The organism is Pseudomonas sp. LBUM1641 (assembly GCF_059716235.1).
In genome coordinates this window covers 4,235,686-4,250,281 of the sequence record NZ_CP166815.1, presented here as the reverse complement: position 1 = coordinate 4,250,281, position 14,596 = coordinate 4,235,686, and the positions used below count along the sequence as shown (strand labels likewise).

Below are 14,596 nucleotides of genomic sequence, written 5' to 3'. Positions count from 1 at the left end.
AGCCAAACGCCATGAACACACCTTTCCCGGTGGCTATCGGATGCGATGAAGCGGGTTATGAGCTCAAAGAACTGTTGAAGCGCCATATCGAGGCGCTGGGTTACCCGGTGACCGACTTCGGCACCCACTCCACGGCCCCGGTGCTGTACCCGGACATCGCCCTGGCGGTGGCCACGGCGATCAACGCCGGTGAACAGCGGCTGGGGGTGCTGGTGTGCGGCACCGGTATCGGCATGGCCATCTCGGCCAACAAAGTCCTGGGGATTCGTGCGGCCCAGGCCCACGACACCTATTCGGCGGAGCGGGCGCGCAAGAGCAACGATGCGCAGATCCTGTCCATCGGTGCACGGGTGATCGGTGCGGAACTGGCCAAGAGCATCGTCAAGTCCTTCCTGGAGTCGGAGTTCGAAGCCGCGCGTTCCGGGGCCAAGGTCGACCGCATCAACGCGATCGAGCGTGACGGGCATCAGTAGTGGACGGAACGGGGCAAGAGTCGGGAGAATGCGCCTTTGACACCGAAACGGAAGCCCGTGCCCATGAGTGACAGTACCCAGCGCATCGCCAGCGACATCGACCTGATGACCGAAGTGGCGATGCTCTATTACCTTGAGAACGTCACTCAGGAAGCCATCGCCAAGCGCTTCGACCTGTCCCGGGCAAAAGTCAGCCGCCTGCTCAAACGCGCACGGGATGAAGGCATCGTCGAGGTGCGGGTGTTGCAGCATCCGGCGATGAACAACGAATTGGAACAGGCGCTGGTGGATCGTTTCCAGCTGGACCGCGCCTTGATCGCGGTCGACCACAGCGACCCCGACACCCAGCGTTCGGCGGTTGCGAGCCTGGTGGCCAACTACCTGAACAAAACCCTCAGCGACGGCATGATCGTCGCGGTCGGCATGGGCCGTAACGTTGGCGCGGTGGCCGATAACGTGTTCCTGCCGGTGACCCGCAATTGCACGTTTGTGTGCGCCATCGGCGGTTCGCTCAAGGCGGGCGAATACATGAACCCCGACCACATCTGCCGGCGCCTGGCCCTGCGTTTTGGTGGCGAAAGTGAAAGCTTGTACGCCCCGGCTCTGGTGGCTAATCCGGAACTGCGGGGCGTGTTGATCAGCAACGATACCGTGCGTTCTACCCTTGACCGTGCCCGCCGTGCCGACATGGCACTGATCGGCATCGGTGACATGAGTGAAAATAGCAACATGGTGCGCATGGGGTGGTTTTCACCGCAGGAGATTGCTCAGGCGCGTTTGTCCGGCACGGTTGGGGACATGATGGGGTATGACTTTATCGACATTCATGGCCAGCCGGCGGTCAACGCGATTCAAGGGCGGGTGATCGGGTTGACGGTGCAGGAGCTGTTCCGGATTCCGGATGTGGTGGCGATTGCCAGTGAAAATACCAAGGCGGCGGCGACGTTGGGGGCGTTGCGGTCGGGGGTGATCAATACGCTGGCGACCACGGTGACCAATGCTCATACCATCCTGGCGCTGGATGATGCGACGCGCAAAGGCTGACCTGGGCGATAGGTCACGTTTTTTGGATTGGGTGTATATCCGTTATTTTTGTTATGGCTGAAATGGGTTCCGCTCTTACAGCGGCTCACTTTTGAACAGCGCAAAAGTAAGCAAAACGCTCTTGCCCCACCACTCGGCACCTCGCTTGGGCTCGGTGTGCCCGCACTCCGGCAGCACGAAGCGGGCCGCCGCGACGGGGCGTCCCTGCCCCGTCGCGGCTAAACCGGCGTCCTGCCGGTTTACCCGCTCCGTACTGCCTGCGTTCGGCCAGCGTGGTTTAACGGGGCGCCTAAGATCAAGATCACAAGCAGATCAAGGGCACAGCGGCCTACCGGCCGGCTTGAGTGTGGTGAAGCAACAGCAACAGCCAAATCAAAAGCTAAAGCGGGCACGGTCCAAATGTGGGAGCGGGCTTGCTCGCGAAGGTCGTTAACGATGACGTTGGCATCCTGACTCAACGCGGCGCCCTCAGGTTTTTCGCGAGCAAGCCCGCTCCCACATAAAAGCAGCTTTGCTTTTGCTTTTAACACTCAAGCCGGCCTGTAGGCCGCTGTGCTCTTGCTTTTGATCTGCTTTTGATCTGACTGCCCCATTCAGCCCGAGGCCGAACGCAGGTATTGCGGAGCGGGTAAACCGGCAGGACGCCGGTTTAGCCGCGCCGGGCCATGGATGGCCCGTCGCGGCGGCCCGCGGAGTAATGCCGGAGTGAGGGAACACCGAGCCTAAGCGAGGTGCCGACAGGCGGGGCAGAGCGTTTTGGTTACTTTGCCGCTTTTGCAAAGTGACTCGCTGTAAGAGCGAAACCATAGGTGGCCGTTACCTAAATAACGGATATGTACCCAGCCCAGCCCAGCCCAGCCAGCCCCAACCCCAAATGGCAACTGAACCGTCAAGGCTTCCACACCTGCACATCCTGCGCATCCACCGCCTTGGGCAACAACCCCGCCTTGAAAAAAGCATCGGCAATCTTCTGCTGTTCACCCAGTTGATCCAGCGCCACCGGCTGCACCTCATAACTACGATGAGCGTTGGCGGCCTCGACGGTGTCCACATCCAGGTTGCCCCACAACGGGCCAAGCACTTTCGCAGCATCACGCGGGTGACTCTTCACCCACTCGCCAGCCTTGTGTAATTGCTCGTACACCACGTTCAGCACTTCTGGATGCGCCTTGGCGTAGGGCGTGCCCGTCAGGTAGTAGCGCTTGTAGCTGGCAAGCCCAGTACCGTCCGCGAGGGTGCGGGTCGGCAGTTGGCGCTGCACGCTGCTGAGGAAGGGTTCCCAGGTGACCCACGCATCAACCTTGTTGTTCTCGAACGCCGCGCGACCGTCGGCAGGCGTCAGGTACGCCGGCTCGATATCGGAGAAGGCCAGGCCTGCCTTGTTCAGGGCGGCGATCAGCAGGTAGTGAGTACCGGCAGCCTTGGTCACGGCGATTTTCTTGCCTTTCAAATCCGCCAGTTGCTGGATCGGCGAATCCTTACGCACCACAATCGCCTGGGCTTGGGGCGAGGGCGCTTCCTGGGCAAAGTAGGTGAGCTTGGCCTGGGCGGCCTGGGCGAAGATCGGCACGGTGTCGGCTACGTCGGCGCTGATGTCGACGTTGCCGACGTTCAGTGCTTCCAGCAGTGGCAGGCCACTGGGGAACTCGTGCCACGTCACGTCGATGCCGTCGGCCTTGAGGGCTTTTTCCAGGGTGCCCTGGGTTTTCAGCAGGGTGATCAGGGTCGAGGATTTCTGGTAGCCGATGCGCACAGTTTCCTGGGCTTGAGTGCTCAGGGCGGTGCAGAGGCCCAGCGTGGCCAGGCCAGTGATGAAAAGGCGATGGAGCGAAAACAGGGGCATGGCGTGCTCGACTCTTAATGGATTAAGGTCAGCTTATTGTTCTAAAAATTATTCGATAAATAATTTTTCGGTCTTAGCTTAGGGCTTTACCGGATGGCCTTTCAACGTCAGGGAAAAGGAGGCTGCATGCGCCCTGGAAAGGATGACCGGCCTATGAAAACCAGCTTCGCAGCCACCGCGCTTTCATTGTCATTACTGGCACTCGATTCACAGGCACAGGAGACACCCATGCTGACCATCACGCCCAACGGTTCCTAGCCTTCTGCAAAAGGCCCTGCGGATTATTTCACCGGCACGGTACGCGTCGACTCACCTTTCAAGGGCACCGACGCGGCACGCGTCACCGGGGCCTTCGTCATCTTCGAACCCGGCGCGCGTACCGCTTGGCACACCCACCCGCTGGGTCAGACGCTGATCGTGACTGCAGGCCTGGGCCAGGTTCAGAAATGGGGGCAACCGGTAAGATCAATCCGTCCCGGCGACACGGTTTGGATTGCGCCCGGGGTCAAGCATTGGCATGGCGCCACGGCGAACACCGCCATGACCCATATCGCGATTAGCGAAATGCTCGACGGCAAGGTGGTGGACTGGATGGAACAGGTCAGCGACTCACAGTACGCGGCGCAGTAATCCGCTTCACCGCCGCAACTGCGGCTCGCCTTCAATACAACTCACCAAAAACTCCATCACCACCTTCACCGAAGGCGAGCGGCGCATATCCGGATACACCGTCAGCCAGATATCGCGAACCGGGCCTTCGGTGTTCGTTGCCAGCCGCACCAATGCCGCGTCGTGATCACCCACCAGCGTGGGCAACACCACTGCACCCACTTGGGACCGGGCAGCCATTTGCTGGGTGATCAGGTCGCTGGCGGCGAAGGCAATCGTGCGGTTGCCGCGTACCTGATGCATCCACGCCTGTTGGGGCAGGTGGTCGCGGGTGGCGTCATAGGCAATGAACGTCCACTGTTCAGCGGGTAGTTGTTTGAGCTCGGGCGTGGCATAGAGCCCGAAACGCACGGCGCCGACCTTTCTGCGTACCAGCGCTTCCTCATCGGGACGCACCGTGCGCAGGGCAATGTCGGCTTCGCCTTTGTCAAGGGCGGCGAGCGTTGTCGAGGACATCAACACGATATTCAGCTTGGGATACTGCGCCCTGAAGCGTGCGACGTGGGGCGCGATGCAGTGGATGGCAATCGACGGTGGGCAACTGACACGCACGGTGCCGGCCACTTCGATCGAGGCCACGCGGGACAGGCGCATCACTTCGGTGGCCATGTCGCCCATGCCTGCCGCCAATTTCGCCAGTGCCCGGCCTTCCTCGGTGAGCGGCCGGCTGCGGGGCAGGCGGTCTACCAGTTTGACACCGAGGGCTTTTTCCAGGGCATCGACGCGGCGGCCAACGGTGGCGTGTTCCACTTGCAGCTCGCGGGCGGCAGCCGACAGCGACTGGGTGCGCGCCAACACGGTGAAGAAATACAGGTCCTGCCAGTCGAACATCGGGTTATTTCCGCACGGAGGGTGGGATGTATTGGGGAATTCTCGTACAGAGTAGCGGCTTTTACCATGGCGCATTCCCACCGCAAACGGAGTTGTCCCGTGATGAAAGCCCTTACCCTTGAAACCTACGGCGGCCCTGAGGTCGTTCAACTGCGCCTTGATGTGCACAAACCCCAGGTGACCGCCGGCCATGTACTGGTCAAGGTGGCCTGTGCCGGGATCAATTTCATGGATGTGCACACCCGCCAAGGCAAGTACGCCAAGTCGGTGACCTACCCGGTACGGCTGCCGTGCACTCTGGGTATGGAAGGGGCGGGTGTGGTGGTGGCGGTGGGCGAGGGCGTGAGCCATTTGGCTCCGGGTGATCGGGTGGCCTGGTGCATTGCCTGGGGCGCGTTTGCTGAATACGCCAGCGTACCCGCCGCGCGGGTGGCGCAAATTCCGAATGCGATCGGCTTCGATCAAGCAGCTGCGGCGATGTTCCAGGGCTGCACGGCTCACTACCTGATTGAAGATGTCGCGCGGTTGCAGGCGGGCAACCGCTGCTTGATCCACGCGGCTTCCGGCAGCATCGGCCAGTTGCTGGTGCAAATGGCCCACCGGCTCGGCGCCACGGTGTTCACCACCGGCAGCAGCGCCGAAAAGTGCGCGATTGCGCTGCAGCGTGGCGCCGATCAGGCCTGGCAATACGACGGGTTTGCCGAGCGGGTGTTGGAGGCAACGCAGGGGCAGGGCGTGGATGTGGTGTTCGATTCGGTGGGCAAGGCCACCTTGCGCGAGAGCTTCAGGGCGTGCCGCACGCAAGGGTTGATCGTCAATTACGGCAATGTCTCGGGCTCGATCACTGATCTGGACCCGATGGAGTTGGGGGAAGCCGGTTCACTGTTCCTGACTCGCCCACGGCTCAACGACCACATGGCCGACGGCCCGACCGTGCAACGGCGTGCCAATGCGGTGTTCGCGGCGATGCTCGAAGGTTCGCTGACAGTGGATATCGAAGGGCATTACGCGCTGGAAGAAGTGCAGCAGGTGCACGCGCGGATTGAGGCGCGGCAGCAGATTGGCAAGGCGGTGGTGTGGCTGGATCGTGAACTTCACTAACTGCGAGAGAGCTTGTGTGGCGAGGGAGCTTGCTCCCGTTGGGCTGCGAAGCGGCCCCAAAACCTGCCAATGGGGTCTTCCTCGAGAAACGCAGTGAGTTCATTGGGGCTGCTGCGCAGCCCAACGGGAGCGAGCTCCCTCGCCACAGTGGTCGTGGCGCTTGTGAGGATCAGTTAATAGCAGGCGAAAAAAAGCCGGCTGATCAGGCCGGCTGGGGGTGAACCGCGAACGACAGGGGTTATGCGCGGTTTTCCATCAGGCGGTCTGCACCACCTTCAGCTACACGGTTTTCTTGAAGACGGTCTGCACCACCTTCAGCTACACGGTTTTCTTGAAGACGGTCTGCACCACCTTCGGCTACGCGGTTTTCTTGAAGACGGTCTGCACCACCTTCGGCTACGCGGTTTTCTTGAAGACGGTCTGCACCACCTTCGGCTACGCGACGTTCCAGCAGGCGATCAGAGCCACCTTCAGCAACGCGACGTTCCAGCATACGGTCAGAACCACCCTCAGCCACGCGGCTGTCCATCAGGCGATCCGCGCCGCCTTCAGCGAGGGCAGGTTGGGTAAAGGCGCTTACAGCAAGTACCGAGAAAGCGAGGCTAAGCAAGAGTTGGCGTTTCATGAGGGTGTGCTCCGGGATGTCATTGGTTGGTATGGATGTGATGTTACGCGGTGGATTTTTTTAGAGAACTTCATTGGGCTGATGGTGACTATCGACGCCAGCGATGGCCCGGTTTCCCGGGCCATCGCGCCGACTATCACGGCATTTCAGGCAATTCCTGAGGGCGCAGGTCGAACACCAGCACCTCGGCGTCCTCGCCATGGCTCAGGTGAATTTCCCGCTCATCGCGCACTCGCGCACCGTCGCCTTCGTGCAAGCGTTGGCCGTTGACTTCAACGCTGCCCCGCGCCACATGGATGTAGGCGTAGCGCTCCGGGGCCAGTGGCAGGCTGGCGGTTTCAAAGCCGTTGAACAGCCCGGCATACACCCGCGCATCCTGGCGCACGCCGAGGGAGCCGTCGGTGCCTTCCGGCGAGATGATCAACTGCAACCGGCCGCGTTTTTGCGCCTCGGTGAAGTGCTCCTGCTGATAGCGCGGTTCGGCGCCCGCCACCTGCGGCACGATCCAGATTTGCAGGAAGTGCACGCCCTGGGTGTGGCTGTGGTTGAACTCGCTGTGGGCCACGCCGCTGCCGGCGCTCATCAGTTGCACATCGCCGGGGCGAATCACCGAACCGGTGCCCAGGGTGTCCTTGTGTTCCAGGGCACCTTCGAGCACATAGGAGAAAATCTCCATGTCGCGGTGCGGGTGTTGGCCGAAGCCCTTGCCGGCGGCAACCCGGTCATCGTTGATCACCAGCAGGTCGGAAAAACCCTGTTCCTTGGGGTTCCAGTAGTTGGCAAACGAGAAGGTGTGGAACGACTTCAACCAACCGTGATTGGCGGCGCCGCGTTCCGAGGCTTTGCGAAGGGTCAGCATGGGGTGTTCTCCTCAAGGGAAGCTTGGCTGCGAGATGCAGGGCTTCGGTGTGAGAAGAAGGTTACTGGTTAGCGAAAGGTTGATTAAGAAGCTGAAACCGGAATTACTGTCCTGTATGAGTTGACAGTGCTCAGCGTGCCATAATGCTCAAGCTCATCTCTCTCAACGGACAATTCCTGACAATGAAAACCGTGGCCATGGCGCTGTTTCCTGACTTCCTTCTGCTCGACATGGCCGGACCACTGGAAGTGTTCTCCATTGCCAATCGTTACCTGGAGCCGTCAGCCCACTATCAGGTCCTGACCATCGGTACTGAGCCCGGGTCGCTGCGGGCCTCCAATGGCGTGGTGGTGCACCCTGATCTGCAGCTGGATCAGGCCCTAGAGGCTTATGACTTGCTGTTGGTCCCCGGCGGCCCCGGCGCCTATAACGAATGCCATCCCGCGCTGTTGCCTTGGCTCAAGACAGCTGCGCCCCGCGCCCGGCGATTCGGCTCCATCTGCACCGGCGCCTTTGTGCTGGGGTACGCGGGCTTGCTGGACGGCCAGCGCGCGACCACTCACTGGCATTACACCGAACGGCTGATCAAGGCCTTTCCCAAGGCAATGGTCGAGACCGACCGGATCTACCTGCAAGACGGTCGGCTTATCACCTCTGGCGGTGTGACGGCGGGTATCGACCTGGCGCTGTCCATCGTTGCCCAGGACCACGGCAAGCAGGTGGCCGTCGATGTGGCCAAGGTGTTGTTGGTGGTGATGAAGCGCCAGGGCGGTCAAGCCCAGTTCAGCCCGATGACCGCAGCCGTGGCCTCTCAGGAAACCGCGATTACCCGGGTGCAGACCCATGTGCTGGAGCGGCTGGACCAGGCCTTTACCATCGAGTCCATGGCGCAGTTGGCGGGCATGAGCACGCGGCACTTTGCGCGGGTGTTCGCCAAGGAAGTGCAGATGACCCCGATGGCCTTCCTGCAAGGTGCCCGCATCGATCGTGCCCGGCACTTGCTGGAAAGCACCGACCTGCCACTCAAGACCGTCGCGTTTCACGCGGGGTTTGGCAGCGTGCGGCATATGCGGTCTCTGTTCAGTGAAAAACTCGGCTTGAACCCGACCCAATACCGCCAGCAATTCAGCTGATGTCCGTCTGGCGCACCTGAATGTCCGTGTGGATCCCTGTGCCAGCATTGTCCTGTCACCGGTAGCTGGCAAGATAGCTGTCAGTCTCATGGAAAAGGATGCGCAGGCGCCCAAGGCCGGGTGTTCCAGCGCTTTGACGAGCATGAACAGCCTTCATACGATTGAACCGGAATGCGCCGTGCGCTTCGGCCCCTTCACCTTTTACCCCCAGCAGCGCCTGGTGTGCGAAGAGGGCCGGCCGCTGCCGTTGGGCGGGCGCGCCCTGGACATTCTTGGGGTGCTGGTGGAGCAGGCCGGGCAGTTTGTCGACAAGGCATCCTTGATCGCACGGGTGTGGCCCAGCAGTGTGGTGGAGGAGAACAACCTGCGGGTGCACATCGCGGCCTTGCGCCGTGCCCTGGCCGATGGCGAGGACGGGCGGCGCTATATCATCAACCTGCCGCAACGCGGTTATTGTTTTGTCGCGACGCAGCCGACACAGTCAGCACCTGCGCAGCCTCTGCCTCAGCATAATCTGCCGGCGCGCCTGGTACCGGTGTTCGGCCTGGACCCGCTGGCCCATGCCCTTGCCCGGCGTTTGCCGGGGCAAACGCTGATGACGCTCACCGGGTGCGCCGGTATCGGCAAAACCACCCTGGCCCTCTACCTGGCCGCACAGGTGCTGCCGCGCTATCGCGACGGAGTGTGGCGGGTGGAGTTGGCCGGTATCAGTCGGTTATCGGACGTGGTCCGTCAATTGTCCATGGTGCTCGGGATTGAGGTTGAACCGGGCGGCACGTTGCATGGCTTTTGCCGACAACTGTCGTCACGGCAGTTGCTGCTGGTGCTTGATGGGTGTGAACAGGCATTGGCTGCTTGCCGCAACCTGGTATTGGCTCTACGGGGCATGGCGCCTCAGGTAACGTTGCTGCTGAGTAGCCGCGAAGCCCTGAATATTCCTGGCGAATGGGCCCAGCGCGTACCCGCGTTGGCATTGCCGCCGTTGTCGGCATTGGCGGGCGTTGAGCAGACGCTGGATTCGCCTGCGGTCCAGCTATTTGTCAGCCGGGCCCAGGCCAGTCAGCAAGGCTTTGAGTTACGCAGGCAAGACCTGGCGCCTCTGCGGGAAATCTGCCGGCGCCTCGACGGTATTCCGTTGGCTCTGGAGCTGGCGGCAGCCCAGGTCGACGCCCTTGGGGTCAAGAGTTTGCAAGCGCAGTTGGTAAACGGCTTACAGGTGCTGACTCGCGGGCGGCGAACGGCTGTAGAGCGCCATCAATCCATGAGCGCGGCGCTGGACTGGACCTATGATCGCTTGAGCCTGCCGGAGCGCTGGCTGTTCCTCCAACTGGGCCTGTTCAAGATGGCGGTGACCGTGCCGACGCTGGGCGCGCTGGTTGCCGGCACTGAGCTGGAACACGCCGACCTGTCTTATCTGCTGGCACGGTTGGTGGCGACTTCGCTGCTGACCGTCGAACCCGGTCCCGGTCTCCGGCGTTATCGTTTGCTCAATAGCGTGCGTGCCTACGCGTTGGCCCGCCTGGGTGACCCGGCCCAGGTGATGCTGTTGCAACAAGGCTACGAGCTCGAGCCGTTCTCAGGCCGGCAGCGGGTGGTGCAGTTCGTCGAGCAAGCGGCGCACGCTCACTAGGTCCGGCGTGGAAAATCCTTCAGTGAAGCGCCCATACACCGCTTGTAAAAGCTCGCGTGCGGCAGCCTGTCGACCCTCGCGCTGCCATAGCCGGGCAAGGGACAGGGCGCAACGCAGTTCCCAGGCCAAGGCTCCTTGCTGACGAGCCAGCCCCAGCGCTTCCAGCAGCAGCCTTTCAGCCGCTTGCGCCGCGAGCGGGTCAGGGCGCAGCAGCAGGGATTCGGCCCGCGCCCGCAGGATTTCTGCGGTGCACCAACCCGCATTGCCCTGCCTGGCGCGTTCGAAGCAGGCCTCATCCACATCCCTTGTGCGCAAGGTCGCAACGATGTCCTTGATCAGGCCAAGGCCGTCGACATCGTCCTCGGGCACCCCTGCGTCCAATGCCAGGGCGTAATGCCTGGCCCAGGTGTCAAACAGCAACACCGAGTGCTTCTGTGCCTGCTGCGACAACAGCTCCAGCATTGACCTTGCCGTCGCGTCGTCGCCGTTGTAGTGGGCGATGACGACGCCCGAGAGGGCAAGTGTGTAGCAGATCGAGGTGCCGTGATTGATTTGCAGCGCCAGCTCCAGCGCCTGTCGGGCGGTGCGCCAGGCGCGCTCCGGAAAACCCTGTAGCCAGAGGATGCGCGCCAGCACCGTCAGCGATGCCACGCTCTGGTCGTATTGCACGCCAAATCCATGGGTAAAGCGATTGAGGTGGCCGCTGTGGGCCATGCGCTGCATCATCTGTTCGGCGTTGTGCCGCGCCAGGGCCTGGTTACCGGCGAAATGTTGCGCCAGTACTCGCAGGCGCTGGGCGCTCAAGTCCAGCAGCGGTTGGGCGTTGGGGTCCAGGCGGTCGAAATGCAGGCTTTGGCGCAGGGCCTGGCGGTAGTTGCCGTTGCACAGGTTGACGGCCATATGGCCGGACACCGCCCTGAGCTGGCCGGCGACATCGTGGCTGGCTTCGGCCAGTTGCCGTGCATGCTCAAAGGCATTGATGGTCTGCGGGGTTGCGCCCTGGGTGTGATAGGAAAAGCTGCCCAGGGCCAACTGCAGTTGCAGGTGCAAGTGTGGGCAGGGTGCTGCCGATTGCTGAAGCAAGGCCAGGGCCTTGCCCACATACAAACCGTGCTCGGTGAGCAGCGACAGCTCCTGCCACAGCGGCATTGCACTGACCGTCAGGCGGATCGCCAGCAACGGCGCGCCTTCCTCGCGCAACCCCCAGTCGAGGGCCGCACGCACGTCTTCGCGACAGGCTGCATAACGGTCGAGCCATTGCTGGGTGGGCACTCGTTCCCAGTCGGCTTGCGCTTGATTCATCAGCGTCAGGCAGCGGCCGGCGTGTCGCTCACGGCTGGCCTCCAGTTCGCAGGCGCTACTGAGTTTCTCCAGGGCATAGGTCCGGGTGATGTCCAGCAGCCGATAGGCCACCTCTTCGTCGCCCACCTCAACGTTGAGCAGCGACTTGGCCACCAACTGCGTGATCGAGCCCAGCACCTCCATCGGCGCAATGTGCTCACCGGCGATTACCGCCGCCGCCGATGCCAGGGTGAAACTACCCCGGAACACCGCAAGGCGCCGCAGGCATACCTGCTCGCAAGCGGTCAGCAGATCGAAGCTCCACTCCAGGGTGGCGCGCAGCGTTTGGTGCCGGGGCAGGGCGCTGCGTCGACCACGGGTCAACAGGCGAAAGTTGTCCTCCATCTGCACCAGCAAGCCCTTCAGGCCAAAGCGTTCGATTTGCGCCGCCACCAGCTCGATCGCCAAGGGAATACCGTCCAGTCGTCGGCAAATATCGATGGCCAGGGGCAGCTCGGCGTCACTCAGTTCAAAGCCGTCCCAGCGCGACAGCGCCCGTTCCACCAGCAATTGCAGCGCGGGGTACGCCATGGCTTCGGCGCGGCCGCCGGTGGCCGGCGGGCACGCCAAAGGCTCCAGGCGCTGCACGAACTCGCCCTCGGCGCGCAGCGCTTCACGGCTGGTGGTCAGAATGTGTAACTGAGGGGCATGGCGCAGCAGGGTTTCGCTGATCAGCGCAATATCGTCGAGCAGGTGCTCGCAGTTGTCGATCACCAGCAGCATCTGGCGCTCGCGCAACAGGCTGGCGAGGCCGGACAAGGGGTCGTGACTCGGTGGCGTAAGCTCCAGCAGGGCGGCGAGGTTGGGCACGATCATCGAGGGCTGGCTCAGGGGCGCCAGGTCCAGCAGACGGATGCCGTCGCGGTAACGTCCGATCAGCAGTTCAGCCACTCGCAGCGCGACGGTGGTCTTGCCGATACCCCCTGCACCCGTGAGGGTGATGAAGCGGTGGTGAGGCAACTGTTGCACCAGGCTTTCGATCAGGGCCTGGCGCCCCAGCATTCGCGTGCGGCGCAGCGGCAGGTTATGCCCTGGATAGGGCGAAGCGGCGTCGCCCTCCAACGTTGTGGGGTCGACGCTCAGGGGGGCCACAAAACTGTAGCCACGCTGGGCCACGGTGACGATATAGCGCTGCCCGGCCTGGCCGTCGCCGAGCGCCTTGCGCAGGGCTGCCATGTGCACCCGCAGGTTGCCATCCTCCACCACCGTCCTGGGCCAGACCCGGGCGATCAGTTCCTGTTTGCTGACCACCTGACCGGCGTGCTCCAGCAAAATCAGGAGGATATCCACCGCCCGCCGGCCCAGGCGCAACGGCTGGCCACCCTCCAGCACCACGCGCTGGCGCGGGTGAATCCGGTAGGGGCCGAAATGCATGGCCTGGTCGGCGGGGTTGCTCATGCGCGGGCTCTGGGGTGGGGTCTGTGGTGCATATTCCAGAGGTTTGCGCCCGGGTGCAATCACCACTAGGCGGCGATCACGCGAAGTTGGTGGTTACGCCAGGTCATGGGGTTCACGCCTTCACTGCGGCTGAAAATATGGCAGAAGTGTGCCTGGTCGCAGAAACCGCATTCCTGGCTGATTTGAGTCAGGCTCAAGGCGGAACTGACGATCAGTTCCTTGGCCCGCTGGATGCGTTGTTGGCGAATCCATTCCTGGGGCGACAGGCCCGTACTGCATTTAAAGGCGCGAGAGAAATGGCTACGGGACAGCGCACATGCCCGCGCCAGTTCCGTGACTTCCAGGCTTTCTCCCAGGTTCGCCAGGATCAACTGCTTGACCATGCGTTCGCGGCGGGCACACAGGCCGCCGGTGGCGGAGGGGCGTGAGTGCGGGGCAGGTGCGATGTGCTCGAGTCGGGCCATGACAGATTCCGTGGTCGATGGGAGCGTTCCCGGTGAATGAAAATCCAGCGTAGACCGGCGTATTTTTCGCTCCGGCCTGTCTGGCTGGCGAGTTAATCGTTGTTAATTTCGCCAGGTGTCCGGGGGGAAAAGACAGCACAGGCATGCAATTGCGCACGCCTTGAACGTGTTTAGCTGGCGGCCTGTTCACCCTCCGGTAAACCCTATGAATCGCAACGACCTGCGCCGCGTCGACATGAACCTGTTGGTGATTTTCGAGGCCCTGATGTTCGAAAAGAACCTGACCCGGGTTGCCGAAAAACTCTTCATGGGGCAGCCGGCCGTGAGTGCGGCCCTGGGCCGGTTGCGCGACCTGTTCGATGACCCGCTGCTGCTGCGCAATGGTCGCGGCATGGAGCCCACGCCACGGGCCGTGGCGATCCTCAAGGAGTTGCAACCGGCGATGGACATCATTTCCGGCGCGGTCAGCCGCGCCAAGGACTTCGACCCTTCCACCAGTTGCGCGGTGTTTCGCATCGGGTTGTCGGACGACGCCGAGTTCGGGCTGTTTCCACCGTTGCTCAGCCAGCTGCGCGAAGAGGCGCCGGGGATCATCGTGGTGGTGCGGCGCGCGAACTACTTGCTGATGTCGGCGTTGTTGGCCAGTGGCGAGATCTCCGTGGGGGTCAGCTACACCACCGAGCTGCCGGCCAATGCCAAGCGCAAGAAGCTGCGCGACATTCCATGCAAGGTCCTGCGGGGGGACGACCGGCCTGAACCGTTGACCCTGGATGACTACTGTTCGCGGCCCCATGCCATGGTTTCGTTTTCCGGTGATTTGAGCGGCAATATCGACCTGGATCTGGCGCGCATCGGTCGAGCCCGGCGAGTGGTGTTGGCGGTGCCGCAATTCAGCGGGTTGCGGGACCTGTTGGCCGGCAGCGAGATGATTGCGACGGTGCCCGATTATGCCGCCTGCGCGTTGACCCAAGGCAGCGGCTTACGGGCCGAGGACCCGCCGTTCAGCATCGATGCCGCAGAGCTGTCGATGGTGTGGAGTGGGGTGCACGACAACGACCCGGCGGAACGCTGGTTGCGATCGCGGATTGGCGAACACATGTCGCGGGCGCTCTAACAGAGCACGTACATCCAATTTTTCCGCTACGTGACACCCCACACTGCGGCCATCGCTCACGTATTAAGGGG

General features: G+C 62.4%; 12 protein-coding genes and 1 pseudogene. 7 read left to right on the top strand and 6 right to left on the bottom strand.

Annotated elements, in window-relative coordinates; translation table 11 throughout:
• Positions 1 to 11 precede the first annotated feature (11 nt).
• Together rpiB and ACA046_RS19575 are read left to right on the top strand one after the other, a co-directional pair.
• Positions 12 to 473 carry a ribose 5-phosphate isomerase B gene (gene rpiB, locus ACA046_RS19580; RefSeq protein WP_003215716.1) on the top strand — a complete coding sequence of 154 codons (462 nt, stop codon included), beginning with the start codon at positions 12 to 14 and terminating at the stop codon, positions 471 to 473.
• A 63-nt stretch (positions 474 to 536) separates the two neighbouring features.
• On the top strand, positions 537 to 1,517 hold the full coding sequence (locus tag ACA046_RS19575; RefSeq protein ID WP_226477269.1) for a sugar-binding transcriptional regulator: 981 nt from the start codon (positions 537 to 539) through the stop codon (positions 1,515 to 1,517).
• 889 nt (positions 1,518 to 2,406) lie between these two features.
• Here the strand turns inward: ACA046_RS19575 and ACA046_RS19570 are convergent.
• Positions 2,407 to 3,360: an aliphatic sulfonate ABC transporter substrate-binding protein gene (locus ACA046_RS19570; protein WP_459021722.1), complete on the bottom strand. Its 954-nt coding sequence runs from the start codon at positions 3,358 to 3,360 to the stop codon at positions 2,407 to 2,409.
• Between the two features lie 228 nt (positions 3,361 to 3,588).
• On the opposite strand from ACA046_RS19570, the pseudogene ACA046_RS19565 reads away from it, so the two are divergent.
• Positions 3,589 to 3,990 (top strand): annotated as a pseudogene (locus ACA046_RS19565) ((R)-mandelonitrile lyase).
• Between the two features lie 6 nt (positions 3,991 to 3,996).
• On the opposite strand, the gene ACA046_RS19560 reads toward ACA046_RS19565, so the two are convergent.
• A complete protein-coding gene (locus tag ACA046_RS19560; RefSeq protein WP_459021720.1) occupies positions 3,997 to 4,860 on the bottom strand; it encodes a LysR family transcriptional regulator in 864 nt (287 codons plus the stop codon).
• A 102-nt stretch (positions 4,861 to 4,962) separates the two neighbouring features.
• Between ACA046_RS19560 and ACA046_RS19555 the strand changes: the two genes are divergently transcribed.
• The gene (locus tag ACA046_RS19555) at positions 4,963 to 5,961 is read left to right on the top strand and encodes a quinone oxidoreductase family protein (RefSeq protein WP_497674760.1); all 999 of its coding nucleotides are present in this window, start codon (positions 4,963 to 4,965) and stop codon (positions 5,959 to 5,961) included.
• A 238-nt stretch (positions 5,962 to 6,199) separates the two neighbouring features.
• On the opposite strand, the gene ACA046_RS19550 is transcribed toward ACA046_RS19555, so the two are convergent.
• Entirely contained in the window at positions 6,200 to 6,586 is a 387-nt protein-coding gene (locus ACA046_RS19550) for a hypothetical protein (RefSeq protein ID WP_497674759.1), read from the bottom strand.
• Between the two features lie 136 nt (positions 6,587 to 6,722).
• Positions 6,723 to 7,445, bottom strand: a complete 723-nt coding sequence (locus tag ACA046_RS19545) for a pirin family protein (protein WP_076017000.1) — start codon at positions 7,443 to 7,445, stop codon at positions 6,723 to 6,725.
• A 182-nt stretch (positions 7,446 to 7,627) separates the two neighbouring features.
• Between ACA046_RS19545 and ACA046_RS19540 the strand changes: the two genes are divergently transcribed.
• Both ACA046_RS19540 and ACA046_RS19535 read left to right on the top strand, forming a co-directional pair.
• Positions 7,628 to 8,578 (top strand): GlxA family transcriptional regulator, encoded by a 951-nt coding sequence (locus ACA046_RS19540; protein WP_497677119.1) that lies wholly within the window; start codon positions 7,628 to 7,630, stop codon positions 8,576 to 8,578.
• Between the two features lie 88 nt (positions 8,579 to 8,666).
• Positions 8,667 to 10,208, top strand: a complete 1,542-nt coding sequence (locus tag ACA046_RS19535) for an ATP-binding protein (RefSeq protein WP_497674758.1) — start codon at positions 8,667 to 8,669, stop codon at positions 10,206 to 10,208.
• Here ACA046_RS19535 and ACA046_RS19530 read toward each other — a convergent pair.
• Together ACA046_RS19530 and ACA046_RS19525 are read right to left on the bottom strand one after the other, a co-directional pair.
• Entirely contained in the window at positions 10,155 to 12,947 is a 2,793-nt protein-coding gene (locus tag ACA046_RS19530) for an ATP-binding protein (protein ID WP_497674757.1), read from the bottom strand. The genes ACA046_RS19535 and ACA046_RS19530 overlap by 54 nt on opposite strands.
• Before the next feature lie 65 nt (positions 12,948 to 13,012).
• Positions 13,013 to 13,411, bottom strand: coding sequence for a helix-turn-helix domain-containing protein (locus ACA046_RS19525; protein WP_167663211.1), 399 nt, complete (start codon positions 13,409 to 13,411; stop codon positions 13,013 to 13,015).
• A 205-nt stretch (positions 13,412 to 13,616) separates the two neighbouring features.
• Here ACA046_RS19525 and ACA046_RS19520 point away from each other — a divergent pair, with 205 nt between their 5' ends.
• Positions 13,617 to 14,525, top strand: coding sequence for a LysR family transcriptional regulator (locus ACA046_RS19520; protein ID WP_076017005.1), 909 nt, complete (start codon positions 13,617 to 13,619; stop codon positions 14,523 to 14,525).
• Positions 14,526 to 14,596 lie beyond the last annotated feature (71 nt).